At 65.2% G+C, this 25,369-nt stretch carries 18 protein-coding genes and 1 tRNA gene; 6 read left to right on the forward strand and 13 right to left on the reverse strand.

The features are described from left to right. Positions 1-110: 110 nt before the first annotated feature. From AB4Z38_RS03980 to AB4Z38_RS03990, 3 genes are all read right to left on the reverse strand, one after another. On the reverse strand, positions 111-1,091 hold the full coding sequence (locus AB4Z38_RS03980) for a ribose-phosphate diphosphokinase (protein WP_028266439.1): 981 nt from the start codon (positions 1,089-1,091) through the stop codon (positions 111-113). After that, on the reverse strand, positions 1,088-2,596 hold the full coding sequence (glmU, locus tag AB4Z38_RS03985; RefSeq protein ID WP_441428510.1) for a bifunctional UDP-N-acetylglucosamine diphosphorylase/glucosamine-1-phosphate N-acetyltransferase GlmU: 1,509 nt from the start codon (positions 2,594-2,596) through the stop codon (positions 1,088-1,090). Before glmU ends, AB4Z38_RS03980 begins: the two co-directional genes overlap by 4 nt. Before the next feature lie 154 nt (positions 2,597-2,750). Next, positions 2,751-2,822: transfer RNA gene (locus tag AB4Z38_RS03990), tRNA-Gln, on the reverse strand. Between the two features lie 276 nt (positions 2,823-3,098). On the opposite strand from AB4Z38_RS03990, the gene AB4Z38_RS03995 reads away from it, so the two are divergent. Continuing rightward, complete coding sequence (locus tag AB4Z38_RS03995) at positions 3,099-3,698, forward strand: TetR/AcrR family transcriptional regulator (RefSeq protein WP_441428703.1); 600 nt, start codon at positions 3,099-3,101, stop codon at positions 3,696-3,698. Between the two features lie 910 nt (positions 3,699-4,608). Here the strand turns inward: AB4Z38_RS03995 and AB4Z38_RS04000 are convergent. From AB4Z38_RS04000 to AB4Z38_RS04020, 5 genes are all read right to left on the reverse strand, one after another. Next, positions 4,609-6,444: an ABC-F family ATP-binding cassette domain-containing protein gene (locus AB4Z38_RS04000; protein ID WP_441428511.1), complete on the reverse strand. Its 1,836-nt coding sequence runs from the start codon at positions 6,442-6,444 to the stop codon at positions 4,609-4,611. A gap of 52 nt (positions 6,445-6,496) precedes the next feature. Further along, complete coding sequence (locus AB4Z38_RS04005) at positions 6,497-7,474, reverse strand: 4-(cytidine 5'-diphospho)-2-C-methyl-D-erythritol kinase (protein ID WP_441428512.1); 978 nt, start codon at positions 7,472-7,474, stop codon at positions 6,497-6,499. Next, positions 7,471-8,352 (reverse strand): 16S rRNA (adenine(1518)-N(6)/adenine(1519)-N(6))-dimethyltransferase RsmA, encoded by an 882-nt coding sequence (gene rsmA, locus AB4Z38_RS04010; protein ID WP_441428513.1) that lies wholly within the window; start codon positions 8,350-8,352, stop codon positions 7,471-7,473. The genes AB4Z38_RS04005 and rsmA overlap by 4 nt, the downstream gene beginning before the upstream one ends. Positions 8,353-8,457: 105 nt before the next feature. After that, positions 8,458-9,606 carry a transglycosylase family protein gene (locus AB4Z38_RS04015; RefSeq protein WP_441428514.1) on the reverse strand — a complete coding sequence of 383 codons (1,149 nt, stop codon included), beginning with the start codon at positions 9,604-9,606 and terminating at the stop codon, positions 8,458-8,460. A 266-nt stretch (positions 9,607-9,872) separates the two neighbouring features. Then, on the reverse strand, positions 9,873-10,757 hold the full coding sequence (locus AB4Z38_RS04020) for a TatD family hydrolase (RefSeq protein WP_441428515.1): 885 nt from the start codon (positions 10,755-10,757) through the stop codon (positions 9,873-9,875). A 186-nt stretch (positions 10,758-10,943) separates the two neighbouring features. Here AB4Z38_RS04020 and AB4Z38_RS04025 point away from each other — a divergent pair, with 186 nt between their 5' ends. The 3 genes from AB4Z38_RS04025 (at position 10,944) to AB4Z38_RS04035 (ending at position 16,061) form a co-directional block, all read left to right on the forward strand. After that, positions 10,944-12,020 carry an AAA family ATPase gene (locus tag AB4Z38_RS04025; protein ID WP_441428516.1) on the forward strand — a complete coding sequence of 359 codons (1,077 nt, stop codon included), beginning with the start codon at positions 10,944-10,946 and terminating at the stop codon, positions 12,018-12,020. A gap of 22 nt (positions 12,021-12,042) precedes the next feature. Beyond that, complete coding sequence (locus tag AB4Z38_RS04030) at positions 12,043-13,461, forward strand: DUF58 domain-containing protein (RefSeq protein ID WP_441428517.1); 1,419 nt, start codon at positions 12,043-12,045, stop codon at positions 13,459-13,461. A gap of 170 nt (positions 13,462-13,631) precedes the next feature. Next, a complete protein-coding gene (locus AB4Z38_RS04035) occupies positions 13,632-16,061 on the forward strand; it encodes a transglutaminase TgpA family protein (RefSeq protein ID WP_441428518.1) in 2,430 nt (809 codons plus the stop codon). 278 nt (positions 16,062-16,339) lie between these two features. Here the strand turns inward: AB4Z38_RS04035 and AB4Z38_RS04040 are convergent, their stop codons facing one another. Next, entirely contained in the window at positions 16,340-17,821 is a 1,482-nt protein-coding gene (locus AB4Z38_RS04040) for an NAD-dependent succinate-semialdehyde dehydrogenase (RefSeq protein WP_441428519.1), read from the reverse strand. A 210-nt stretch (positions 17,822-18,031) separates the two neighbouring features. Continuing rightward, positions 18,032-18,874: a 16S rRNA (cytidine(1402)-2'-O)-methyltransferase gene (gene rsmI / locus AB4Z38_RS04045; protein WP_441428704.1), complete on the reverse strand. Its 843-nt coding sequence runs from the start codon at positions 18,872-18,874 to the stop codon at positions 18,032-18,034. Between the two features lie 170 nt (positions 18,875-19,044). Between rsmI and AB4Z38_RS04050 the strand changes: the two genes are divergently transcribed. Next, the gene (locus tag AB4Z38_RS04050) at positions 19,045-20,706 is read left to right on the forward strand and encodes a dolichyl-phosphate-mannose--protein mannosyltransferase (RefSeq protein ID WP_441428520.1); all 1,662 of its coding nucleotides are present in this window, start codon (positions 19,045-19,047) and stop codon (positions 20,704-20,706) included. 99 nt (positions 20,707-20,805) lie between these two features. Here the strand turns inward: AB4Z38_RS04050 and AB4Z38_RS04055 are convergent, their stop codons facing one another. Both AB4Z38_RS04055 and AB4Z38_RS04060 read right to left on the reverse strand, forming a co-directional pair. Then, entirely contained in the window at positions 20,806-21,990 is a 1,185-nt protein-coding gene (locus AB4Z38_RS04055) for a TIGR01906 family membrane protein (protein WP_441428521.1), read from the reverse strand. A gap of 146 nt (positions 21,991-22,136) precedes the next feature. Then, entirely contained in the window at positions 22,137-23,129 is a 993-nt protein-coding gene (locus AB4Z38_RS04060; protein WP_441428522.1) for a stage II sporulation protein M, read from the reverse strand. 140 nt (positions 23,130-23,269) lie between these two features. Between AB4Z38_RS04060 and AB4Z38_RS04065 the strand changes: the two genes are divergently transcribed. After that, entirely contained in the window at positions 23,270-24,070 is an 801-nt protein-coding gene (locus tag AB4Z38_RS04065) for an RDD family protein (protein WP_441428523.1), read from the forward strand. A gap of 64 nt (positions 24,071-24,134) precedes the next feature. Here the strand turns inward: AB4Z38_RS04065 and AB4Z38_RS04070 are convergent, their stop codons facing one another. Beyond that, on the reverse strand, positions 24,135-25,367 hold the full coding sequence (locus tag AB4Z38_RS04070; RefSeq protein ID WP_441428524.1) for an Ig-like domain-containing protein: 1,233 nt from the start codon (positions 25,365-25,367) through the stop codon (positions 24,135-24,137). Between the last annotated feature and the right edge of the window lie 2 nt (positions 25,368-25,369).

The raw sequence follows: 25,369 nt of genomic DNA on the forward strand, positions 1-25,369 counted from the left end.
CCTCGCCGGTGGGGCCCCTCGGCCAGGGAACCCTGGCGGCGTGGGCCCACGCAGTTGATGCCGTTTTGAGGGCCGAAAACGACAACTACTGCCAGTCAGTTGGGTGGGGATCAGGCGTTGCCGTCGAAGAGGCTGGTGACGGAGCCGTCGTCGAACACTTCGCGGATGGCGCGCGCAATCAAGGGTGCGATCGACAGCACCGTGAGCTGCGGGAAGCGCTTGTCGGCCGGAATCGGCAGGGTGTTGGTGACGACGACCTCGCGGGCACCGGAATCGGCCAGGCGCTGTGCCGCCGGCTCGGAGAACACGGCATGGGTGCACGCGATGATGACGTCCTTGGCGCCGGCGTTCTTGAGGACCTGGACAGCGCCGGAGATCGTTCCACCGGTGTCGATCATGTCGTCGATCAGGACGCAGGTGCGGCCTTCGATCTGCCCGACGACGGTCTTGGAGACAGCCTGGTTCGGTACCGTGAGGTCGCGGCTCTTGTGGACGAACGCCAACGGCGCGCCGCCCAGGCGCTCGGCCCACTGTTCCGCAACGCGGACACGGCCGGTGTCCGGCGAGACAACAGTGATGTTGTCCGCTTCGACCCTGGTGCGGATGTAGTCGGCAAGCAACGGAATGGCCATCAGGTGATCCACGGGGCCGTCAAAGAACCCTTGGATCTGGGAAGTGTGCAGGTCCACGGACATGATGCGGTCCGCGCCGGCAGTCTTGTAGAGGTCAGCCACCAAACGGGCGGAGATCGGCTCGCGGCCGCGGCCCTTCTTGTCCTGCCGGGCGTACGGGTAGAACGGCGAAACAACCGTGATCCGCTTCGCAGAAGCGCGCTTCAGGGAATCGATCATGATCAACTGCTCCATGAGCCAGTTGTTCAGCGGGGCCGGGTGCGCCTGGATGACGAAGGCATCAGTGCCTCGGACGCTCTCCGCTGAGCGCACATAGATCTCGCCGTTCGCGAAGTCGTAAGCGTCGATAGGCAGGAGTTCGGTTTCCAACTCCTTGGCGATTTCCTGCGCCAGCTCGGGGTGCGCCCGTCCGGCGGCGAGAACTAGTTTCTTCTCGCCGTGTGCGGTAATTTCGCTCATGCCTGTGTGCCCTCTTCTGTGGTTGCCGGAGTACTTGAGGAATCGGGGGTGGCAGCGGAGCCATGCGCGGTTTGCGCAGCCTGCGCCAGCCGGGCCGAGTTGCTGCCCTGCCGGTTGGCGATGACCCAGCCCTCGGCGTTTCGCTGGGGAGCAACACTCAGGGTGAGGGCTCCGGCGGGGACGTCTTTGCGGATGATGGCGCCGGCGCCGCTATACGCGCCGTCGCCCATCGTCACGGGGGCCACGAAGACGGTGTTGGAACCGGTCCGCACGCCGGAGCCGATCACCGTGCGGTGCTTCTTCTCCCCGTCGTAGTTGGCCGTGATGTTGCCGCAGCCGATGTTGGTGTCTTCGCCGATCTCGGCGTCGCCGGCATAGCCGAGATGGGACAGCTTCGAACCGCGGCCGATCGTTACGTTCTTTGTTTCGTAGAAGGCGCCGATCTTGCCGGTCTCCCCAAGGACAGTGCCGGGGCGAAGGTAGGTGAACGGACCCACGCTGGCTCCGGCACCGATAGTGGATCCTGAGCCGTGGGTGCGGGTCACCTTCGCGCCTTCGCCCACCGAAACGTCGGTGAGGGTCGTGTCGGGGCCGACGACGGCGTCGCGCGCCACGGTGGTGGTGCCGTGGAGTTGTGTGTTGGGCAGGAGGCTGACGTCTTCGTCCAAGGTGACGGTGGAATCGATCCACGTGGTGGCCGGGTCAACGACCGTGACGCCGGCGCGCATCCAGGCCTCGATGATGCGGCGGTTGTGCTCGGCGCCGAGTGCGGCCAGTTGGACCCGGTCGTTTGCACCTTCTACTTGCCAACGGTCCTCGGTGACGACGGCGGAAACCCTGCCTCCGGCGTCGCGCGCCAATCCGAGCACGTCGGTGAGGTACTTTTCGCGCTGGATGTTTTCAGTTGTCACTTTGTGCAGCTGCTCGCGAAGCACTTTTGCGTCAAAAGCGTAGATGCCGGAGTTGACCTCGCGGATGGAGCGCTCAGCGTCGCTGGCGTCCTTGTGTTCGCGGATGCCCAGCACGGTGCCGTCCTCGGCACGAAGGATGCGGCCGTAACCATTGGCGTCATCGAGGACCGCGGTCAGGACCGTCACCGCGTTGCCCTCGGATTCATGCGTGGCGACAAGCTCGGAGAGAAGGGAACCGGTCAGCAAGGGCACATCGCCATATGTGACTACCACCGTGCCGTTGAGTTCGGCCTTCGCGTCCAAGGCGTCAAGCGCTACTTCCACTGCGCGTCCGGTTCCCGGAACATCGTCCTGGTCCACGATGACCGCGTCGGAATCGATCAGTCCGATGTGCGCGGCGACGAGGTCCCGTTCGTGGCGGACCACCAAGGCCAGCTGCTGGGGATCGATGGAGCGCGCCGCGAGGATGGCGTGCGCCACCATGGAGCGTCCGCCGATTTCGTGAAGGATTTTGGGAGTCCTCGACTTCATCCGCGTACCGGCTCCGGCAGCTAGGACAATGACAGCGGCGGGGCCAGTAGTATCGGGGCTCACGAAGTCGCTCTCCTTGCTCGGTTACGTCCGGGCGAACCCGGCTGCGGCATCTGCTCTATCCTACTCTTGCGGATTCACAGCCTTCCGCGCAGCCAGTGGACAGCTTCGGGAGAGACGGTGCCTTCAGAGGCGGTGCCGGCAGACCACCGACAAGTTCCGCCCATAGGATTCGAACCTATACTCCACGGCTCCAAAGGCCGGGGTGCTGCCATTACACCAGAGCGGACCGTGTGCACGTGGCCCTTGCGGACGCAGGGTCCAAGGGGTTCCCGATTGACCGGGTCGCACACACAAGAATCTAGTTTGCCATGACCATTGCGGTGTTCGCGACTTGGTGCATTCCTGAGTCCTTTTCAGCGGTACTGACAGGCCCTCCCGAGCCCGCTTCATGCTTGACATGAGGCATGATGGATGCGTGAGCAACAGCACAGGAATTCCCCGGCACTCGACGGGTTCCAGGGTGATCAACCACGCACCCGCAGGCCAGGTTGCCCGTGCCCGGATGACGGGCTCCCAGCGCCGGTCCCAGCTCATCGAAATTGGCCGGGGCCTCTTCGCCGCCCGCGGCCTGGACGCCACGACCATTGACGAAATCGCAGCCGCCGCTGGTGTGTCCAAGCCGGTGATTTACGAGCACTTCGGCTCGAAGGAAGGCCTCTACACGCAGGTTGTGGAGTTCGAATTCCGGATCCTGCTCGACGCAATCAACGAGTCCCTCGCCGCCGAAGCCAAACCACGCGTCCTCGTTGAACAGGCGGCCCTTGCCTTGCTTGGCTACATTGAAGAGCGGAGCGATGGCTTTCGGATCCTCATGCGGGACGCCCCGCCCTCCCAACCCGAAGGCGCCTTCTCCACCCTGCTCTCCCACGTGGCGGATCGCGTGGAAAACCTGCTCGCCGACGAATTCTCCCGGCGCGGATTCAGCGCAGCCGACGGAGCCGTGTACGCCCAGATGCTTGTAGGCATGGTGGCCATGACCGGCCAATGGTGGTTGGACCACCGCGAGCCCGACAAACGCGCAGTAGCGGCCCACTTGGTCAACTTGGCCTGGAACGGCCTGACGGGCCTGCAAAAAGAGCCGGAACTGCGGAGCGAGGGCTAGGGCGCCTGGTTGCCTTTTGCATCGGGTTCGTGGACACCTTTTCGCACTTGTCCGTGCTCGCTTCCGCGGCGCAACGGCCCTTTCGTACGCGTCCGCGCTCGCTTCCGCGGCGCAACGGCCCTTCGCCGTTTCCGTGCTCGCTTCCGCGGCGCAACGGCCCTTCGCCGTCGCTTAGCGCGGAGGTTCCTTCCCAAAGCTCGCAAGCTCGCTTCAGGGCCCTCGGAACGCCGCTTCAGCGCATGAGGGGTCTTCCGGTCGCTGAGCGACCTCCAGTGCCCGATGACTCGCGATGCGCTCCTACCCGAAGGCCCGCAACGCCGCTCTTGCCATTCTTCCGTTCGGATTCGCCCCACCGCACCCGGACTTCCGACGCCGATGTGTCTCGCCGACACGCAAAATCCCTCTCGACACCGGAATCCGCGCATCGAATTCCTCGATCCGCGTCATGGGCAAATTTGAGTGTCGAAACCCGTCCGCGATTCACCGAGCAACCGCCTCCGACCTGTGCCCCGATTTCCGACGCCGATGTGTCTCGCCGACACACAAAATCCCTATCGACACCGGAATCCGCGCATCGGTTTCCTCGATCTGTGTCGCTGGCAAATTGGGTGTCGGTTCGCCCCCCCTATCCATCCCACCTCTGGCGCACGACGCCGGAAGTCCGCCGCCTCGCGAGGTGACTTTCCCCGCCGGAGGCGGTTCTTCCGAAAGGAGCGCATCGCGACGCAACGGGCCGGGGAGCTCGCTCAGCGAGCGAGTAGCCCCTTTGCGCCGAAGCGGCGTTCCGAGGGCCCCGAAGCGAGCTTGCGAGCTTTGGGAAGGAACCTCCGCGCTAAGCGACGCGGAAGGGCCGGCTCCGGCACCCAAGGTGACCACGCAAAGGATGCGGGAATCCGGGTGTCCCAGCCCCTCACTCCCCCAGGATCTCGGCCGCCTCGAGCCATTCGAGCTCCAGGCCTTCCTTTTCTTCGAGGAGTTCCTGGAGTTTGGTGTTCAGTTCGCCGAGGTCGTCGAAGTCGCCGGATTGGGACTTGGCCGCCATTTGGACGTGGAGTTTCTCTTCTTGTTGTGCGATCTTGCCCAGCTGCCTGTCGATCCTGTTCAGGTCCTTGCGGGCTTCACGTTTCTCTGCTTCGCTCGGCCCGGAAGCGGCGGCACTCGAGCCGCTTGCCGCCGTCGGCCTGGCGCTACCGCTCGACGCGCCGCCGGTCACCGCGCCGCTCGCCAACGCGGCCTCGCGCAATTCCAGGTACTGATCCACGCCACCCGGAAGTCCACGCAGCTTGCCATCGCCCAGGAGTGCCATTTGGGAATCCGTGACGCGCTCCAGCAGGTAGCGGTCGTGGCTGACGACGACGAGCGTGCCCGGCCAGCCGTCGAGGACGTCTTCGACGGCGGCCAGGGTGTCGGTATCGAGGTCGTTGGTGGGTTCGTCGAGCATCAGGACGTTCGGTTCGCCCACCAACAAGCGCAAAAGTTGCAGGCGGCGCCGTTCGCCACCGGAAAGGTCGGTGACGGGCGTCCACTGCTTTTCCTTCGTGAACCCGAGCTGCTCCACGAGTTGGCCGGCCGTGAATTCCTTGCCTCCCACGCTGAAGGAGCGTTTCTCGCGTTCGATGACCTCGATCACGCGAAGGTCGGACACATCGTCGAGTTCCTTGACGTCCTGGCTGAGCACCGCCGTGACAACGGTCTTGCCGCGCTTGACCTTTCCGGAACTCGGCGTGATCTCGCCGTTGAGAAGCCTCAGCAGCGTGGACTTCCCGGCGCCGTTGACGCCCACCAGTCCGAGCCGCTGCCCTGGCGCCAAGCGCAAGGTGACGTCGTCGAAGAGCTTCCGGCCGGCGTCGTCGCCCTTGAAGTCGAGGGAGACGCCTTCAAGGTCCAGCACGTCCTTGCCGAGCCGTGCGGTTGCCATCTTGCTGAGGGCCACAGAGTCGCGCGGATCAGGAACATCGGCGATGAGCTCGTTGGCGGCTTCGATGCGGAACTTGGGCTTCGACGTGCGCGCCGGGGCGCCCCGGCGCAGCCACGCCAGTTCCTTCTTGACCAGCTGTTGCCGCTTGCTCTCGACGACGGATGCGCTCCGATCGCGCTCGGCGCGGGCCAACACGTAGGCCGCGTAGCCGCCGTCGAACGGGTCAACCATGGCGTCGTGCACTTCCCACGTCCGGTTGCAGACTTCGTCCAGGAACCAACGGTCGTGGGTTACCACAAGGAACGCGCCCTGGTTGGCCCTCCAGCGGGTCTTCAAGTGTCGGGAGAGCCAGGCGACCCCTTCCACATCGAGGTGGTTGGTGGGCTCGTCGAGCATGATCACGTCGTGGTCCTCGATGAGGAGCTTGGCCAGGGCGACCCTGCGCTTTTGGCCACCGGAAAGGGCATGCACGTTGGCGTGCCAATCGACGTCGGCCACGAGGCCGCCCATGATCTCCCGGATTTTGGGGTTCGCGGCCCATTCGTGGTCGGCTTGGTCGCCGACGATCGCGGCCCCCACCGTGAGGTCGCCGTCGAGCACGTCGGACTGGTCGAGGTAGCCGACATTGACGTCGCCGCGTTTGGTCACGCGGCCGGAGTCCGGCGTCGAACGCAATGCCAGCAAGCGCATCAGCGTGGATTTACCGTCACCGTTGCGCCCGACCATGCCGATCCTGTCGCCGTCCTCCAAACCAAGGGTTACGCCGTCGAGGATGGTGCGGGTTGCGAACGAAACGGTGAGGTTTTCACCGCCGAGCAGGTGGGCCACTGGGTACTACTTTCTGGTGGGAATAGTCAGGAAAGTCGCTACTGGCGACTTGTCATAGGAGGGTATCGGAGATGATCCGGGCACCGGGAACCGGGCCGTGCACAGCAAGGGCGTTATGACCCAGGTGCCGGAGGTCCTCAGCGAGCCCCTCGGCCGCCCGGGGGTTGTGGGCGAGCAAAGCCACGGTGGGGCCGGAACCGGAAACAATCCCGGCGAGGGCGCCGTTCGACTCCCCTATCCCGATGGTGTCCCGCAACTGTGGAGCCAGCTCGATCGAGGCGCGCTGGAGGTCGTTGATAAGGACCTTGCTCAGGGCGTCGGGATTCCCGTCGCGCAGCGCCTGCAGGATCTTGGCGTCCACCTCGAGCGGTTCAGGGATGTCGACTCCCTCGGTGTTCCGAAGCCTGTCCAAGGTGTGGAAAACCTCGGGCGTGGAGAGTCCGTAGTCGGCGCAGACCAGGACCCAGTCCATCTGCGCTTTCGCCAGGGCGGGTGAAAGTTCGTCGCCGACGCCAAGCCCGACGGCGGTGCCTCCGAGGAGCGAGAAAGGCACGTCCGCGCCCAACTCGGCTGCAAGGTGGGCCAGTTCCTCGCGCGACAAACCGCTGTTCCAGAGCGCATCACAGGCCAGGAGCGTCGCCGCGGCATCGGCCGAGCCGCCGCCCATGCCTCCGGCAACGGGGACGCGCTTGGTGATCTCCAAGTGCACGCCCGTGGCGTTCTCCGAGACATCCCTCATGATGGCGGCGGCCTTGTAGGCCAGGTTCCGCTCGTCCAGCGGGATGTCCACGCCGTCGAGGTCCAACGTGCTTGAGGGACCGACGCTGACCGTAATCCCGGGCCCCTCAGTGCTTGTGGCGGCTACTTCCTCGTACAGGGACACCGCGAGATACACGCTGGCCACTGAGTGGTAGCCGTCGGGCCGCAAGGGGCCGACGTTGAGGGACACGTTCACCTTGCCGGGTGCCCGGACGCGTACGGTCCGTGCGACGAAGCGCCCGCGGTTCACACCGCTGATTGCCGGATTCATGCGTCCAGGGGGTGGCGTGCCTCGGCGATCCGGACAAACGCGTTGATATCGAGCACTTCTCCGCGGGCCGTCGGATCAACGCCGGCAGCCACGATGAAACGTTCGGCCTCCGCCGCGCTCCCGGCCCACGTTGCCAGGGCCGCGCGGAGCGTCTTGCGGCGCTGGGCAAATGCGGCGTCGATGACCGCGAAGACCTGTTCGCGCGTGGCGTGCGTTGCCGGCGGTGCGCCGCGCGTGAAGGACACGAGCCCGGAGTGGATTTTCGGCGCCGGCCAGAAGACGTTCATGCCGATTACGCCGGCCTTGCGCATGTGGCCGTACCAGGCGGCCTTGACCGAGGGGACTCCGTAGATCTTGGAGCCCGGACCCGCGGCCAGCCGGTCCGCCACCTCGTCCTGGACCATGACCAGCCCGTGTTGCAGGCTCGGGAAATGTTGGAGCAGGTGCAGGACCACCGGGACCGCCACGTTGTACGGGAGGTTGGCCACGAGGGCGGTGGGCTGCACTGGAAGTTCGGTGACCTTCATGGCATCGGAGAGGACGAGATGGAAATCGTCCACGGCTCCGGGGCGCCAGGTGCGCACGGTGTCCGGCAACTTGCCGGCCAGTACGGGATCGATTTCTACGGCGACAACTGTTTTGGCGGCGTCGAGCAGGCCGAGCGTCAACGAACCCAGCCCCGGCCCGACCTCCAGTACGGTTTCCTCGGGATCGATACCGGCGGCAGAGACGATCCTGCGGATCGTGTTGCCGTCGATGACGAAGTTCTGGCCCAGGGTCTTTGTCGGGCGGACACCGATTTCCTCGGCGAGCCGTCGGATGTCCGCAGCTCCCAGAAGGGGTGCGACGGCGGCGGGTTCGGAATTCGGTTCAGTCACCTAGGTATCGTATCGTCTGAGCGACCGGCGGGGCCCCGCCCTCCATCGTCAGCACGCGAAAAGGCCGGGCCCGGAAGATTCCAGACCCGGCCAAATTCATTTCGCTTAGCTGGAAGCTGCCCATCCGCAGCCCCACGGCGACAGGCCGCGCTGCGCGTAGACGCGGTTGGCAATGTCGATTTGCTGGGCCTTGCTGGCGGCGGCGGCGTTGGGAGCGTAGGCGCCACCGCCGGAACCGATCCAAGTCTGGATGTCGAACTGCAGGCCACCGTAGTACCCGTTGCCGGTGTTGATGGCCCAGTTCCCGCCGGACTCACACTGTGCGACCTTGTCCCACATTGCCTCGTTCGGCGCGCCGGTGGGTCCGGAAGCAACAGCCGCGGGGGCAGGCTTGGGGCGTTCCTTGGTTCCGACCGTCACCTTCGCGGAGACCGGTTTGACGGTGACGTCAGAGGAGACAAAAGTCCGGGAAGCTTCACGACCATCCACCAGGACGAGCTTGAACGTCTTGCTCAGCAATCCGAGGACCCCTTCCTGGGTTACCGTCTTCTGGTCGCTGAACTGGGTGGCGTCTTCCGTGGTGACCGTGTCGAAGGGGACGTTCTCCGTCTCAGTGGCGGTCTTGCTGGTGTCCACCCGCGAAACCTTGATCACCATGTTCTGGACAACGGGAGCCGAGTTGGGCTGCGAAACCCGGTCGTTCGCGCCGAGCGAGACGCCGGCATCGCTGAGGACGGTTCCTACGTCGGCCGCCGTCGTGGTTTTTGAAGAGCTTTGCCCGTCCACGATCAGGCTGATCGTCTTGGGGGTGAGGATCGAGACGTAGGATCCGGAGACGGCCAGCTGCGTGTCTTTGGGCTGGGAGACAGCCGATGCGCTCGCGACTCCGAGTTCGGAGACGAGGCCTTCGACGTTCGGGGCCGTGGTGTTGACCGTCCGCTGGGCGCCGTCAAGGCTGACGGTGACGGCCTTGGCCAGGTTGACGTTGATGATGGAGCCGTTCTGCACCGAGGCGTCCAAGGCCGGGGAGACCCGGTCTTCAGCCTTCAGATCAACCTTGGCTGCCTTGACCACTTGGTCAACGGTGTTGCCGAAGGTCTGGACGGAACTCACTTTGCCGTCGACGTTGAGGGTGACTGATTTGTTGTTGCCGGTAAAAGCAACGACTCCCAGTACCAGTGCCAAAAGCACCAGCAGCTGCGCACCTACCTTGACGAAACTGAACTTGCCGCCCGTGGTGAAGAACTTGACCATGTTTGCCCGTAACTTTTGGACCATCCGGGCACGGGGAAAAGCGCACAGGGGCCTCCTGCCGCGGTCCCTGATACAGGCCGAAGCATGCATGAGGACTGCAGCGGAGTTGTGCGCCGCCACACTCAATTCAACTGAAAACACCAATTGCGAACGGAGTTAGTTGTCCGAAGGCCTTCCCCGACCCCGGCTACTGGTTACCCACTGTAACCGAAGCGTTATAAAGTGACCAAGATTTTTACATACTGGGTATGTAATGGGGATTCTGCTCAATCCCAGGATCCGTAGGTCGCGACGGTGTTTTGAGCCAATTGCGAACACAGCGTGGAAAGCTCTGTTCCGGTCACTTCAGCCATGGAACGAACGGTGTACGGCACCATGTAGCTCGCGTTCGGACGGCCCCTGTAGGGGTGCGGTGTGAGGAACGGGGAATCGGTTTCGACGAGCACCAGTTCCGGATCCGCGATGGCCAGCGCGTCCCTCAGGTTTGCGGCGTTCTTGAACGTCATGGTGCCCGCAAAGGACATGTACCAGCCGTTCGTATTACAGATCCGCGCCAGTTCTTCATCGCCCGAGAAGCAATGGAATACCACCCGCTCCGGGGCCCCCTCCTCCCGGAGAACCTGGACGACGTCGTCATGGGCGTCACGGTCATGGATTTGGAGGGTGAGGTCCAGCCTCTTCGCTATATCGATGTGGCGGCGGAACGATTGGCGCTGGTGCGCCAGGCCGTCGCCATGGGTGCGGAAGAAATCAAGTCCGGTTTCGCCGATCGCACGCACCCTCGGGTGGGCCGCCAGCTCTTCGATTTCCGCGAGCGCAGATTCCAGCTCTCCGCGGCCCGCGTAAACGGGGGCATCGTTGGGGTGGATGGCGACAGCTCCGAGGAGCCGCCGGTCCGCGTCAAGCGCCTGGACCGTGAACCGCGATGACTCAAGGTCGCAACCTACCTGCACCGCGCCCTGGACACCTACGGCCTCGGCCGCGTCCAGAGCATCCGCCACTGCGACTTCGAGCAGGCCGTGCCGGAAGTCCAGGTGCGTGTGGTTGTCCATCACGGGGACCGGCAGGGGCTCGGGAGCAGGCGGGTATTCCTTGCGGGAATCGCCGGTTTCGGGCGCGCGATAGGAAGCCGGTGGGAGGGAATTGCACATGAATCCACCCTATCTTTCTCTGCTGATGCCTTCCTGATCACTCCTGTATCCCTTCGCCGCCCCTCCTCCGGAAGCTGCCTCTGTCTGCGGCGGGCCCAGGCTGGGTAGTCTGGTACAAAAGGCGGTATATCCCGGCCAGGGCACCGCGGCCCGGCTGGGGTTCTGTCATGGCTGAGGGGATTGTCCATGGACTCAAAGCGACACGGCACAGTTGATGAACAGTTGCTGCCGGATGAGGCCGTGGTTGCCTTGCCACCTGAGCGCGAGTCCCTCAACGGGCACAAGCCGACGGTCTTGGATCCTGAGCAATTCCACGCTGCCAGCGAGAAGATCCTGACGGCCATCAACAAGGTCATCGACGGCAAAGCCGAGGCCGCCAAGCTTGCCCTCACCGTGCTCCTCGCCCAAGGCCACCTGCTGGTGGAGGATGTGCCGGGTGTCGGCAAGACCTTGCTCGCCAAGACCCTCGCCCGCACCATCGATTGCAAGGTCAGCCGTATCCAGTTCACCCCGGACCTGCTTCCTTCGGATGTCACCGGCGTCTCCATCTACAACCAGTCCTCGAGGCAATTCGAGTTCCGGATGGGTGCGGTGTTCGCCAACATCGTGATCGGAGACGAAATCAATCGCGCCTCCGCCAAGACGCAGTCCGCCCTCCTCGAATGCATGGAGGAACACCAGGTGACGGTGGACGGCCACTCATACCAGCTGGGCGAGCCGTTCATGGTTGTCGCGACGCAGAATCCCATCGAGATGGAAGGAACGTATCCGCTGCCGGAGGCGCAGCGGGACCGATTCATGGCCCGCATCTCGATGGGCTACCCGGACAAGCTCTCCGAGATCGAGATGCTCGAGACGCATCAGGCGGTCTCACCCCTCGCCAAAGTCACCCCGGTGGTCACTTCCGCGGACGTCGCCGCGATGATCGCCACGGTGCAGCAGGTCTACGTTTCCCAATCGGTCAAGGAATATACGGTTGCCTTGGGCCGGGCCACCCGGGACAGCGCCCGGCTGCGCCTCGGGGCCAGCCCGCGCTCCCTGCTGCAACTACTGCGCGCGGCCAAAGCGACCGCCGCCCTTGACGCAAGGGATTTCGTCCTTCCCGACGACGTCATTTCCGTAGCCGAGTCCGTCCTTGCGCACCGCATCATCCTTGACCGCAAGGCCGCGAGTTCCGGTGATACTCCGCAGAGCATCATCCGGGCCATCCTGGCCTCCCTCCCGGTAAGCCAAGACGCTGGCGCGGAACGCCGCGGCAGCTAGGAGAGCGAAAGAGGGGGCAGGCATGGCGCTGATCGATCTACTTCCGAAGCATCTGTTCACTACCCGTGGTTGGGGCTTGCTGGCCAGCGGTGTGGGTTCCTTGCTGCTTGCCCAGATCATGGGCAGGCGGGATCTGCTGGCCCTCGGGATCCTGCTGCTGGTGCTCCCGCTGGTATCGCTTGCGGGCGTCCGCATCCTCAAACCGCGCTTCCAGGTGTTCCGCGAATTCCACCCCTCTTCCGTGGAGACGTCCTCCACGGCCACGGTGCGCCTGGCGGTGGCACGGACCGGCGCGGCCGCCGGGCCGGTGATCATGGAGGAGCAGTTGCCGCCGCGCTTCGGCGAACCTCCGGCTTTTCGCTTTCCTGCCCGCGCCGCATCCGGCGGCACCAGCCGCTATGAATACCATTTGCGGTCCGGCAAGCGCGGCCAGTTCAGGATCGGTCCGGTCACGGCCGAGTTCTGCGATCCCTTCGGCTTGTCGCTGCACCGGCACCAGATCGACGACGGCGACATCCTCACCGTGACGCCTGCCGCCGTCGAACTCCCCGCCACAGGCCTCGCCGGCGCACGCGGAAACGACGGCGTGACGGCCACCCGGATCCGCGCCAATCCCAGCGACGACGACGTGATGACCCGCGAATACCGGCATGGCGACCCCATGCGACGCGTCCACTGGGCCGCGACGGCGCGGCACGGCGAACTCATGGTGCGGCAGGAGGAATCCGTCACCACGCCGGAGGCGACCATCATCATGGACCAGCGCTATTCCGCTTTCGTATCGGGCTCGGCCGCGGTCTTCGGCCCGGCCCACGAGGACGCTTTTGAGCTGGTGAGCAGCGAGAACTTCGAATGGGTCGTGACGGCAGCGATGTCGATCAGTGCCCACCTTGCCGATCGCAACTATTCGCTGCGTTTCCTCGACACTGCCGGACACCCCGCATTTCTCGGATCCCGCTCCGCGCCGTATCCCGAAACCGAGGAATTCAGCGGTTTGGGAGGCCTGCAATCCATTTCCGAAAGCCTCGCCGCCATCCAGCTCAGCGGCCCGCGGCACGTCCACGGCGAGCGCGGCCGTAAAGAAGCCGCCGTCGTCGAGGGCGCCGTGGCGCCCTTCGACGACCATCTGATGGACAAGCTGGCGGCACACCGCCTGCGCGGCCCCGTTCTCGCACTGCTCGGCAACATGCCGCTCTCCGAGGCGCGCGCGTTGGCGCCGGCCGCCGGCTACGGGGCCAACGCTTTTGCCCTCGTGGTCACCGACCACCCGCACCATGTCCAACCCGTCATTGAAGCTCTGAAGCTGGGCGGCTGGCGTGCCGTTGCCGTGAGTTCGAGAACGGACCTTCCCGCTGCATGGGCCGGTTTCGACCAAGGAGAGATCCTCGCAGCTGCTGCCGCAGCGATGGACGTCCGCCGTGGCGCGGCGGTGCCACGATGACCACTACCTCCAGGAACGCCCCTCCGGGACGGCCCCCTGGCCCGGAGCCGGCAGGGACAGGTGACCCCTCGGCCCGTGGTCCGGGGAGAGACCGCGGTCCAGGCGGCGCCCCTGGCCCGGGAAGGGCGCCCCGTCCGCGAACGCCAGGACCCGGAGCCTACCCTTGGGCAATGTCGGCGGCCATCGCTTTCGCCGTACTCGGAGCCTCGCTTTCGCTCAACGGGGTTTTCAGGGGCTGGGCTTGGCTGGTTCCCGCCATCACCACGGTGTTTGTCGTCGGATTGACCCTGGCTGTGCTTCGTGCCTTGAGGGTCCATCCGGTTCTCACCACTTTGGGCGGATTGCTCGCATTGGTGTTCATCCTCGGCTTCACGTTCTTCCGGCCGGAAAGCATCGCCGGCTTCATTCCTTCCGGCGCGACCGTTGACACGCTGGGCCAATTTCTCAAACGGGCCGGCGAGACGGTGGTATCGGAGACTGCACCCGTCTCTCCGAATGCCGGAATAGTGTTCGTCGCCTGCGCGGCCCTGGGCTTGGTGGCTGTCCTCATCGATGCGCTGGCGGTCCCGCTCGGCATGCCTGCGACGAGTGGCTTGGGCCTGCTGGTTGTCCTTGTGTTCCCGGCGACCATCAAGCCGCAAGGCGGTGGGCTGCCGGGATTCCTCGCCGCCGCCGTCGGCTTCGTCCTGATCCTGGGTTGCAGCCAGTGGTTCGCACCGGACTCGCGGCTGCAGACCGACAACGCCCATGGCACGGGGCAGCTCAAACGGTCCATGGTGATCGGTGGCGTCGCCTTGGCGCTGGGGCTCGTGTTGCCGTTGGCGGTTCCGGGCTTCGAACGCGGGACGTTTCCGGTCGGTTCGCGGCTGAATCCCTGGGGAGTCTCAAACGGCCTGAACCCCATGATCACGCTCGGCAACAGCCTGCGGAATCCAAGCGGCGACGGCAGCATCACCTATGCCACGAGTTCCACGGCCCCGGTGTACTTGCGCTCTGTCACCATCGACAAGTTCGACGGCGATACCTGGGCACCGGACGACCGCGAAGCCGCCCGGCGCATTGGACCGGGCCGCATGGCGCCGGACTACCCCCTCCCCTCCGAACTGGTGCGCCAAGTGACTGTGGTCGACACCGGACAATTCACCAGTCCGTATCTGCCGGTCCCCTATGCCCCGACAGCCGTCAACGGTCTGAGCGGCCGCTGGTCGTGGGATCCGGCAACGCTCAGCATCCGAGGCGAGGACGGCACGACGAGGAACCAGCAGTACACGGTGTATTCGGCGCTGCCGGCCCTGACGTCAGCAACGTTGAACCAGGACAACGCCAAGCCCACCTCCATCTCGCAGGATTTCATCCAGCTTCCGAGCAATGTCCCGGACATTGTGAAGAACACAGCCAAGACAGTGACGGCCGGCGCCAACGGCAACTATGCCAAGGCGATGGCGATCCAGGACTATCTGCGCTCGTCCCAGTTCAGCTACTCCCTGCAGGCTCCGGTCCAGGGCGGTTATGACGGTAACGGCATGTCCGTGCTGGCTGATTTCCTGCAGCAGAAGAGCGGCTATTGCGTGCACTTCGCCTCGGCGATGGCCGTCATGGCAAGGCTGGAAGGAATCCCGAGCCGCATCGCCGTGGGCTACGCGCCGGGCCACGCTACAGGGGCCACAGTTGCCGTGGCGGGACAGGAACCCCTGCCGGAGTACCAGGTGGATGCCCGTGATGCCCACGCCTGGCCCGAGCTCTATTTCGAGGGCGTCGGTTGGGTCGCCTTCGAGCCAACTCCTTCCCGCGGCGTCGTCCCGCCCTACGCGAGCGAGCCTGTGGCACCGGGCGGCCCGAGCACCAACCTTCACGACGAGAACCTGCCCCCGGGTTCCCCGACTCCCCCGCCGAGCACAGCTGCCGTACCGCCGCTTGCGGGTCCGGGGGGTGGATCGGGCACAGCCTCCGGCTCCGCGACCGTTCTTTATGTCACCGCCGCCGCGCTCCTTTTGGCGGCGTTGGCGGCGTCTCCGCGGCTGGTCCGCTCCGGCATCCGGGCTCGGCGCCTCAGGCCGGCACCGGCCAAGCAGCTCGGTTCGGGAGGCGCGGGCGGCCCGGCCCCGCCCCGGGATGGTCCGGTCCTGGCATGGGCTGAGCTCCAGGACCTCGCCACGGACTACGGTGTACCGCCCGTGCCCAGCGAAACGCCACGGCACTTCGCGGCCCGATTGAGCAACTCGGCCGCACTCGGAGCGCCGACGGCGGCAGCGTCGCCGTCGGGAACCGCCGAAGTCGCCGGGCAGCATGCGGTCGCATCGCTCACCGGCGACTTCGAACGGCAGCGTTACGGTCCCCCGGCGGCCCCGGCGAATACCGCAGCAGCGGAACAAGCGAACGCGGCCGCGGTCCGGATCGCGGCAGTCCGTGCCGCATTCCGGCGCAATGCCTCCTGGTTCGCGGTCTTCCGCGCGGACTGGTTCCCGCCGTCCTTGACGTCCAGGTGGTTCCAGCTCCTGTCGTCGCCCTTCGGCTGGCTGGGTGGCATTTCCGCGGCGGCAGCACGGCGGGCCGCAGCATCCTGGCAAAGCCTGTTCGAAGCCATCCGCTGGCGGCGCTGACCCAACTGACTGGCAGTAGGTGTCGTTCTGGGCCCCGAAAACGACAACAACTGTGTGGGCCCACGCCGCCAGGGTTCCCTGGTCGTGGGGCCCCACCGGCGAGGGTCCCTGCCTGAGCTTGCGAAGGCTGGGAGCCGGTGGGGACTTGCGAGGCGAGGGTGGCGGTGGGGATCAGTTGGGTTTGGAACGGCAAAGGCAGGGCACCGGAACCCAATGGTTCAGTGCCCTGCCTTCACTCAACGGCAGTTCCCCGTTGCGAGAGGTCCGCCGAAGTCCTACTAGTCGGCGTAAGGATCCGCGATGCCGACGTACTGCGTGGTGAGGTATTCCTCGATGCCTTCGAAGCCGCCTTCACGGCCCAGGCCGGACTGCTTCACGCCTCCGAACGGTGCTGCGGCGTTGGAGATGACGCCGGCGTTGAGGCCGAGCATGCCGGTCTCGATCTTTTCGCTGACGCGCAGGCCCCGGTTGAGGTCCCTCGTGTAGACGTAGGCGACCAGGCCGTATTCGGTGTTGTTGGCCAGCTTGATGGCTTCGTCTTCGCTCTTGAAGGTGATGATCGGGGCCACCGGTCCGAAGATTTCTTCCTTCAGGATGCGGGCGTCCGCGGACACGTTCTTGAGCACGGTGGGCTGGTAGAAGTAACCCGGGCCGTCCACCGGGGCACCGCCGGTGACGGCGATCGCGCCGTTGGCAACGGCGTCGGACACGAGGGCATGCACGCCGTTACGGGCCTTGCCGTCGATCAACGGGCCGACCGTGGAATCCGGTTCGGTACCGCGAGCAGTGTTAAGTGCCGAGATCTTGGCAGCGAACTTGTCGGCGAAGGCGTCAGCGATGGAGTCGTGCACAATGAAGCGGTTGGCTGCGGTGCAGGCCTCGCCCATGTTGCGCATCTTGGCCGCGACGGCGCCTTCGACGGCCTTGTCCAGGTCGGCGTCCTCGAAGACCACGAAGGGTGCGTTGCCGCCGAGTTCCATGGAGCTGCGCAGGACCTTGTCCGCGGCTTCGCGCATGAGGGACTGCCCGACGGCGGTGGAACCTGTGAAGGAGATCTTGCGCAGGCGGTCGTCCTTGATGAGGGGCCCTGTGACTGCGCCTGCCGTGGAGGTCTGGATGACGTTGAGCACGCCTGCGGGGAGGCCGGCTTCCTGCATGACCTGGGCGAAGAGCAGGCTGGTCAGCGGGGTCAGGTTGGCGGGCTTGAGCACCATGGTGCAGCCCGCGGCAACCGCGGGGGCAATCTTGCGGGTAGCCATGGCCAGCGGGAAGTTCCACGGGGTGATCAGCAGGCACGGACCGACCGGCTTCTTCTGGACCAGGATGCGGTTCTTGCCGTCCGGGGCCGCGGAGTAGCGGCCGCTGACGCGGACGGCCTCCTCGGAGAACCAACGCAGGAACTCGGCTCCATAAGCTACTTCGCCGCGGGCTTCGGCCAACGGCTTGCCCATTTCCAGGGTCATGAGCAGGGCGAAGTCTTCGGCGCGTGCCGTGACCAGCTCGAATGCCCGGCGCAGGATTTCGCCACGCTCGCGGGGAGCAGTACGGGCCCAGGAGGCTTGGGCGGCGGCGGCAGCGTCCAGCGCCGCAGCGCCGTCCTCTGCTCCGGCGTCGGAGATGCTCACGAGCACCTTGCCCGTGGCGGGATCCTCGACGTCGAACGTCTTGCCGGATGCCGCAGGCAGCCACTGGCCGTTGATGAGCAGCCCCGTGGGAACGGAGGCGAGAAGTTCGCTTTCGCGATCGGCGGTAACAGTCACAGTGACTCCTTCGTCAGTCAGTACAGCTTGTAGGGATGCACCAACACTTGATTTTTGTGGAATTACTGTCACGGTACTGCCCGCCGCGAAGCAGTGTCTACGCCTTCGCGCACTGCCGCAGGAGCAAGAGTTTGTGCAGTTGCACAGCCCCAGGTTGAGCCAGAAGCTAACGCGCCGCGAGCACGGCACTACCGCGCGGAGAGCACGGCCCTAACGCGCCGCGAGCACAGCAGAGTACAGCTCGCGCTTGCTGATGCGGGCGTCCTCGGCCACCGCAGCCACCGCCTCCTTGAGCCGGACGCCCTTGGCAATGAGTTCGTTGACCGCGGCAACGTGGTCCTCAGGCTTGCCCGGCGCTTGTTCGGGGGCGCCGGCCACGACGACGGCAATCTCGCCGCGAACGTCGTTGTTTTCAGCCCACTCGAGCAGTTCCCGGACGGTTCCCCGGATGACTTCCTCGTAGGTCTTCGTCAATTCGCGGCACACCGCGATGCGGCGGTCCGAACCGAACCGCTCGTGAAGGGCACGGAGCATTGGCTCGAGCCTGTGCGGTGCCTCGAAGAACACCATCGTCCGGCGTTCGTTGACGAGGTCCGCAAGCCGGGAGCTGCGTTCGCCGGCCTTGCGGGGCAGGAATCCCTCGAAGCAGAACCGGTCCGTGGGCAGCCCTGATAGCGCCAGGGCCGTCAACACTGCGGACGGGCCGGGGAAGGCGGTGACGAAGAGCCCTGCTGCCACGGCTCCCTCCACGAGGCGGAAGCCGGGGTCGGACACTGCGGGCATGCCGGCGTCGCTCACCATAATGATGGTTTTGCCCGCCCGGACGTGGTCCAGCAGTTCCTCGGTCTTGGCGGCCTCGTTGTGCTCGTGGTAGCTGATGACCCGGCCGGACACAGTGATGCCGAGCGACTGGACCAAGCGATGCAGGCGCCGGGTGTCCTCTGCGGCGACGATGTCGGCCGTCTGCAACAACTCGATGAGCCGGCTGGAGGCATCGCCGACGTTGCCGATGGGAGTGGCAGCCAGCACGATCCGGCCTACCCCGTCGGGCAGGGCGGGAAGCGCCTGTGCTTCAAGAGGCTCCCCCTCCGCCTCGAGGGACTCCGCCGAGTCAGGAACGGTGGTTTCATCCGGGGAGCTCAGCTGTTCAGTCACCCAACAAGCCTAATGCCCCGGCTGCCGCTTTCAGGGAGCTATCGGAGGCAAAAGGTAGCATGGGCTGAGTGACCGATACCTCCGTGCGCCCCGCCCCGCAAACCTGGTTGATACGGCGCTGGTTGACCCGGCCAGAGGACGCCTTCACAGCCGAGGCCCTGCGGACGCGGCTCATTGGCAGTATCCAAAGCTGGCGGGATTATCCGCCGTCCTTGAGGCTGTGGTTCTGGCTGATCCCCACCATCACTGCCGTGATCGGCGGGATCCTGCGTTTTGTCCGCCTGGATGCCCCGCATAGCCTAGTGTTCGACGAGACCTACTATGTCAAGGACGCCTACTCGCTCCTGGTCAGCGGATACGAGCGGGCCTGGCCGGATAAGGCCAATGATGCCTTCAACGCGGGCAACCCCAACGTCCTGCTCAACTCCCCCGAGTACGTGGTGCATCCCCCCGTAGGGAAATGGATGATCGCCTTCGGGATGTGGCTCTTTGGTTCGGACAATTCCTTCGGCTGGAGGTTTTCCGCGGCCCTGACGGGCACCCTCTCCATCGCCTTGATTGCCCTGATCGCCCTGAAGCTGTTCCGTTCCCACATCCTGGGCGCGGCCGCCGGGCTGCTGCTCGCCGTCGACGGCCACCACCTGGTCATGTCGCGGACGTCCCTGCTGGACATCTTCCTGATGTTTTGGCTGCTCGCCGCCTTTGGCGCCCTGCTGATGGATCGCGACGACGGACGGCGCCGGCTGGCGGCACGGCTTGCCGCGCTGGCAGCCGCTTCCAAGGACGGCCGGCCGACGGCGTTGCACCTCGCCTCAGGGCCGTGGCTCGGATTCCGGTGGTGGCGGGTGGCAGCCGGTGTCTGCCTCGGCCTGGCGGTCGGCACCAAGTGGTCGGCACTGTTCTTCGTCGTTGCTTTCGGCCTGTTGACCGTGTTCTGGGACATGAGCGCGCGGCGCATTGCAGGCATCCGGAGCTGGCCCAGCGCCGGGATCATCAAGGACGGCATTCCGGCGTTTTTCACCATGATCCCCCTGGCCGGAGCCGTGTACCTGTCGACGTGGACCGGCTGGTTCCTTTCCAAGGACGCCTACTACCGGCACTGGGCGGACACGAATCCCTCCGACACCTGGGGATGGATTCCCGGGCCGCTGCGCTCCCTGGCGTACTACCACATGGAGGCTTACAACTTCCATCAGGGGCTCAGCGCACCGCATCCGTATTCGGCGAGTCCGTGGACCTGGCTCGTCATGGGGCGGCCCACGTCGTTCTACTATGAGTCTCCCAAGCAGGGAACCCCTGGCTGCGATCTGCCCAACTGCACTTCGGCGATCCTGTCCGTCGGCAACCCGGTGATCTGGTGGGGTGCCACGATTGCCCTCTTCGTCGTGCTGTTCTGGTGGGCGGGTCGGCGCGACTGGAGGGCGGGGGCCATCCTGGCCAGCGTCGCCGCAGGGTATTTGCCGTGGTTCATGTATCCGGAACGCACCATGTTCTATTTCTACGCGCTTTCCTTCGAGCCCTTCCTTGTGCTGGCTCTCGTCTATGGATTGGGACTGGTGCTAGGCAGGAGCGGGGCACCTCCGTGGCGTCGCCGCTCCGGCCTGTACGTGGTTGGCCTTGTGGTGGTCCTTGCCGTGCTTTTGTCGGCGTTCTTCTATCCGGTGTGGACGGCAGAAGTGATCAGCTACCAGGACTGGCGCATGCGTATGTGGATGCCGTCCTGGATCTAAGGGCCTGTCCGGAAGGTCGGGACAGCACGCATACAAAGAAGCGGCCCGCTCGGGACTGGATGTTCCGAGGCGGGCCGCTTTTTCGTTGTTGCGGTGGCGCTACTTCTCCGGCGCTCCGGCCTCCGTGAGGGCCTCCGGGTCGGTATGTACGCTGTCTCCCGCAGCGGCTTCGTTCTTGGGAGGCAGTCCGCGACGACGGCGGGTAGGCCAGGTGAAGATGAGGGTCAGCAGGGCCGTGATGAAGACCAGGGCACCGATCGCGATTCCGGAGTCCATCCAGTACTGGCCCGGGAACAGGCGGATCAATGTGTCGTCGAGCGCAAATGTCCAGGTGCCATTGGCGAAGAAGATGTGGTGGAAGTCCGTGAAGAACTGCTGCCAGCCGAGTGCGGCAAGCGTGCCCAGTCCCAGGATGAGCACCAAGGTGACGATCGAACCGGCAAACAGTCCGCGGCGGATTCCGCCCCTGCTTCGCTTGCGCAGATAAATCATAGCGATGATGCCAATGATGATCATGAGGGCGCCGGCACCGAATGCGGAGAGCATCACGGTCTTGACGTCGGCCATGTGGGCAACTTCGCCCTCCTTGAACAGCTTCTCGCCGTTCTGGTTGACAAGTTCGCCCAAGTAGCGTGGTCCGGACCAGTTGCTGAGATAGTCCAGGGCATAGGAACCATAGGTCATCCGGTCATCGGCGTTGAAGCCATAGCCGTCACCGGGGAATCCCGGCCGGTAGTACTCCACCCACAAGAACAGCGGACTTGCCACCGCGCGGATTGCCAGCACCAGGAGGACCACCGGGTAGAAGACGGCCAGCAGGACCTGGAAGATGCGCGGCGCCAGCGGCTTGGCGTTGGCAGCCTGCTCCCGCTGGTGGTTGCGACGTTCCACCTCCGCCTCCGGCGGGCGGACCTGAAGGGCCGACGTCGGCAGAGGCTCTGCGAAGAGGGCCGGTTCCGGCCCGGCCTCCGCAGCCTCGGCGGCTTTGCGGTCTGCCCGGCTCTCCGGCTGTTGTCCTGCCACCGCTTGTCCAGCCACGGGCCGTTCGGCGAGAGGCAGGGCAACTTCGCCTGCAGCTGCCCCTGCCGCGGACCCGGCTCCCGGTTTGCCCTCTTCAGGCACCCGCTTCGTCGAAGAGTCCCGGGCTCCGTCAGCGGCCCTTGCCGGGCGTGCGTCAGCGGCCGCGGACTTGGGGGCGGGCTTCATCCATTCGAAGGCCGGCTCATCGCCGTCGTCGTGGATATCCGCGTCCGGGTCTTTGGGGATCGGGCTCTTCTCGGTCACTTCGATTTCACTTCCGTAGGATTCACATGCCGGAGCAGGAACGGTCTGCCGGCAATCTTCTCTGCCTTCGAGCCTACCGTCAGCCTTCGCGGAGAGACGATGAGCCACCCCGGCGAACGTCGGATTGCGGCCGGACCCGCTGGCCGTCAGGCGGCTATCTCCCGGTAACCGGCATCGTTTGCGTCCAGGTCGCCCGTGGCGCCGGCACGGAATGCCCGCCCGCCCAGCACCAAGGCATAGACCCAGTATGCCGCGAGAACGAGCGAACCGATAAGGATCTTGGCCCACACGGGAAGCGGACTGGGCGTCACAAACGCCTCGACGAGTCCGGAAACGAACAAGACAAAAACGAGGCCCAGGGCCACCGTGATCAGGGAACGCCCCTCTTCCGCCACTGCCTGCATCCTGCGCCGCGGGCCCGGGGAAACCATGGCCCAGAAAATGCGGAGACCGCCCGCGGAGGCGATAAACACGGCCGTCATCTCCATGAGGCCGTGCGGGAGGATATAGCTGAAAAACACGTCCATCCTGCCGGTGGCTGCAAACACGCCCGCGGCAACTCCCAGGCCCTGTGCATTCGAGAACAGCATGTAGGGCACCCAGAAACCGGTAATGCCCAAGGCCACCGCCTGTGCCCCGATCCAGGCATTGTTGGTCCAGACGGCGCCGGCGAAGGATGCCGCAGGGTTCTCGGAGTAGTAGTCAACGAAGTCATGGTCGACGTATTGCTTCACGGCATTGCTGCTTCCGAGGGCCCTCAAGGCGTCCGGAGACGTTCCGATCCAGAGCGTGTAGGCCGCAGCCACAAGGCAGAAGAACACCCCGCAACAAACCGTGAGCCACCGCAAGCGGTAGAACGCGGCGGGCAGGGACACCACGAAAAAGCGGGCGAGGTCTTCCATGAAATTCGATCGCGCCCCGGTGAAGCGGGTACGGGCCTGGGCGAGGGCCGCCGACAAGGAGGCGGAGAGTGCGCTCTCCGGGGCCACGGAGCGGATGAGGGAAAGGTGCGATGACACCACTTGGTACAAACGCAGAAGTTCATCGGCTTCACCGCCGTCGAGGCGTCGTTTGTGCGCGAGCTCGTGCAAGCGGGACCATTTTGTCCCGTTCACGACGGAGAAGGCATCCATGTCCACGGCTCTACCCTAATCCCAACCCTCCCCAAACAGTCCCACATCCAAGCAAACCCCTCCTCCGCATCTATGGCCGCGGTTAGACTCGATCCAGCGGGATCCGTCCGGTCCTGCAGACATCGTGGCAATGCTTGGGGGCGGGCTTGAGTTCGATCATTACCGGCGAGGCCGTAGTCCTTGAACTGCGGCCGGCATCGTTCGGGGCGAGAGCCCTGGGGCTCATGCTCGACGTCGTGGCTCACGTTGTGTTGCTGTTGGGTCTTTTGTTCCTGCTCAGTATGGCTGCACCGGATGTGGACGCGGCCGCGGGCCGCGCGATGGCCTTGTCCAGCGTGGTGCTGTGCCTCGTGGTCGTCCCCGTGGCGGTGGAAACGCTGAGCCGCGGCCGCTCGCTGGGCAAGCTGGCTACCGGGCTCAGGATTGTGCGCGACGACGGCGGATCCATCCGCTTCCGGCACGCGGTGATCCGCGGGTTGATTGGCTTCCTGGAGATCTACGCTACATTCGGCGGATTGGCCATTGCCGTGGCACTGTTCAACGACAAATCGAAGAGGCTCGGAGACGTCGTGGCCGGAACTTATTCGCTCAGGCAGCGCGTTCCCGCTGAACCCAAAATCCTCCCCTATGCCCCTCCGTACCTGCAGGCTTGGGTAGGACTCGCGGACATCGGCAGGGTTCCGGACGGCACGGCGCGGCGGGCATCACAGTTCATCCAGCAGGCCTCGCGGATGGCGCCGGATTCACGCGCCCGCCTGGCCGCGGCCCTCGCAAGCGAACTGGCGGCTTACGTCGCTCCACCGCCGCCGCCCGGAACGACGCCGGAAGGCTACCTGCACGCCGTGTTGGGCGAGCGGCGGAACCGGGACCTGGAACGGCTGCGCCGCGCCGAACAACGCAATGCCGTTGTCGGGGATCGACTCAACAGGCTGCCTTTCGCGCGCTAGCCAAGCGCGGCACGCAAGGCGCGCCCCCGCCGTCGGGCATTACTGCGGCAAGTCCCGGCAACGCTCAGCGCTTCGCGTAGGCGGCCCAGGCGATGTTCCAGTCGCCGAAGCCTTCAAGCGGTTCCACGGCGGGGGCGCCGGTGTTCAGGACCTGCACCACGTCCCCCGTCCGCATGTTGTTGAAGAACCACGCTGCGTCGGCCGGGAGCAGGCCAACGCAGCCGTGCGAGACGTTGTAGGCGCCAACGGCCCCGTAGGCCGACGGGAGCGCTTGGTGCACATAGACCCCGGAGTTCGTGAGCCGGTTGGCGTGCTCGACGACGAGCGGTGCGTAGTAGCCCTTGTCACCGGGTTTGAGGCCGATGCTGCCGGCGTTGAACTTGGAGTGGCGTTCCTGCTCCATGATCACGGCGTAACCGGTGGGCGAGAGCCAGTCCGGGCTGCCGAGGGTGACGGGAGCTGTCTTGACGAGTGCGCCGTCGAAATATACCTTCATGGTCTTGGTGACGTCGTCCACGACCGCTGTCCGCTGCGGACCGGTCTTGAACGTGGCCTTGACGTTGGAGTTGCCGATCATTCCGTTACCGAAATCCCTGCCGAACAAGGGCATGTCCATTGTGACGCTCGTGTTGGCTGCCCAGAATGTCTCCGGGCGGATCCGCACTTTCCGGTCCGAGTACCAGCGCCATGCCACTTCCTGGCCGGAGGAAACACTGATCTTCACGGCCTGTTCCATGGCGGCTTTATCCGCCACGGGCTCGCTGAAGTTGATTTCGATGGGCTGTCCCGAACCCATGACGGAACCGTCGTTGGGGAACACCACTGCATTGGCCTCGTTGGGCGTGGATACCGTGGTGAAGGATTGCGTCTTCCGGGTTTCCCGGCCCGCGCCGTCAACAACGGTAAAGCCATAGCGGTACTCGGTGTTGAACGCCAAGGGATCCAGCGTGGACCAGGTGCTGCCGTCAGCGCTGATGGTTCCCTTGGCGGCCTTGCCGCCCGTGGCCGGGACGAGCGCTACGTCCTTCAGCGTGCCGTGCACGGCCTTGACGGAAGGCCCGACGGCGGGATTCACTTCGCGGGCACCGTCAAGGGGCGTGATTCCCAGTTCCACTGCCTTGACGACGGCGGACCCCAGCCCGGCAACCGTACGTTGCGGCGATCCCGCTTCCGACTCAACCGCCGTTTGCAGCCAATTCGGGGCGGTTGCAACTCCGATTCCTCCGGCCGCAACGCCGGCACACATCCCCATGGTTCCGAGAATCTTCCCGGTCTTGCGTTTCCTTTGCGACGCCACAG

This window comes from Arthrobacter sp. 2RAF6 (assembly GCF_052115205.1).
Lineage (GTDB): Bacteria > Actinomycetota > Actinomycetes > Actinomycetales > Micrococcaceae > Arthrobacter.

What these genes read in the sequence shown, in the direction of transcription:
- AB4Z38_RS04020 (WP_441428515.1), bottom strand. Translation starts at nt 10,757, where the DNA reads ATGTGCAATTCCCTCCCACCGGCTTCCTATCGCGCGCCCGAAACCGGC.
- AB4Z38_RS04005 (WP_441428512.1), bottom strand. Translation starts at nt 7,474, where the DNA reads ATGAATCCGGCAATCAGCGGTGTGAACCGCGGGCGCTTCGTCGCACGG.
- AB4Z38_RS04030 (WP_441428517.1), top strand. Translation starts at nt 12,043, where the DNA reads ATGGCGCTGATCGATCTACTTCCGAAGCATCTGTTCACTACCCGTGGT.
- AB4Z38_RS04025 (WP_441428516.1), top strand. Translation starts at nt 10,944, where the DNA reads ATGGACTCAAAGCGACACGGCACAGTTGATGAACAGTTGCTGCCGGAT.
- AB4Z38_RS03980 (WP_028266439.1), bottom strand. Translation starts at nt 1,091, where the DNA reads ATGAGCGAAATTACCGCACACGGCGAGAAGAAACTAGTTCTCGCCGCC.
- AB4Z38_RS03995 (WP_441428703.1), top strand. Translation starts at nt 3,099, where the DNA reads ATGACGGGCTCCCAGCGCCGGTCCCAGCTCATCGAAATTGGCCGGGGC.
- AB4Z38_RS04015 (WP_441428514.1), bottom strand. Translation starts at nt 9,606, where the DNA reads ATGGTCAAGTTCTTCACCACGGGCGGCAAGTTCAGTTTCGTCAAGGTA.
- AB4Z38_RS04035 (WP_441428518.1), top strand. Translation starts at nt 13,632, where the DNA reads ATGTCGGCGGCCATCGCTTTCGCCGTACTCGGAGCCTCGCTTTCGCTC.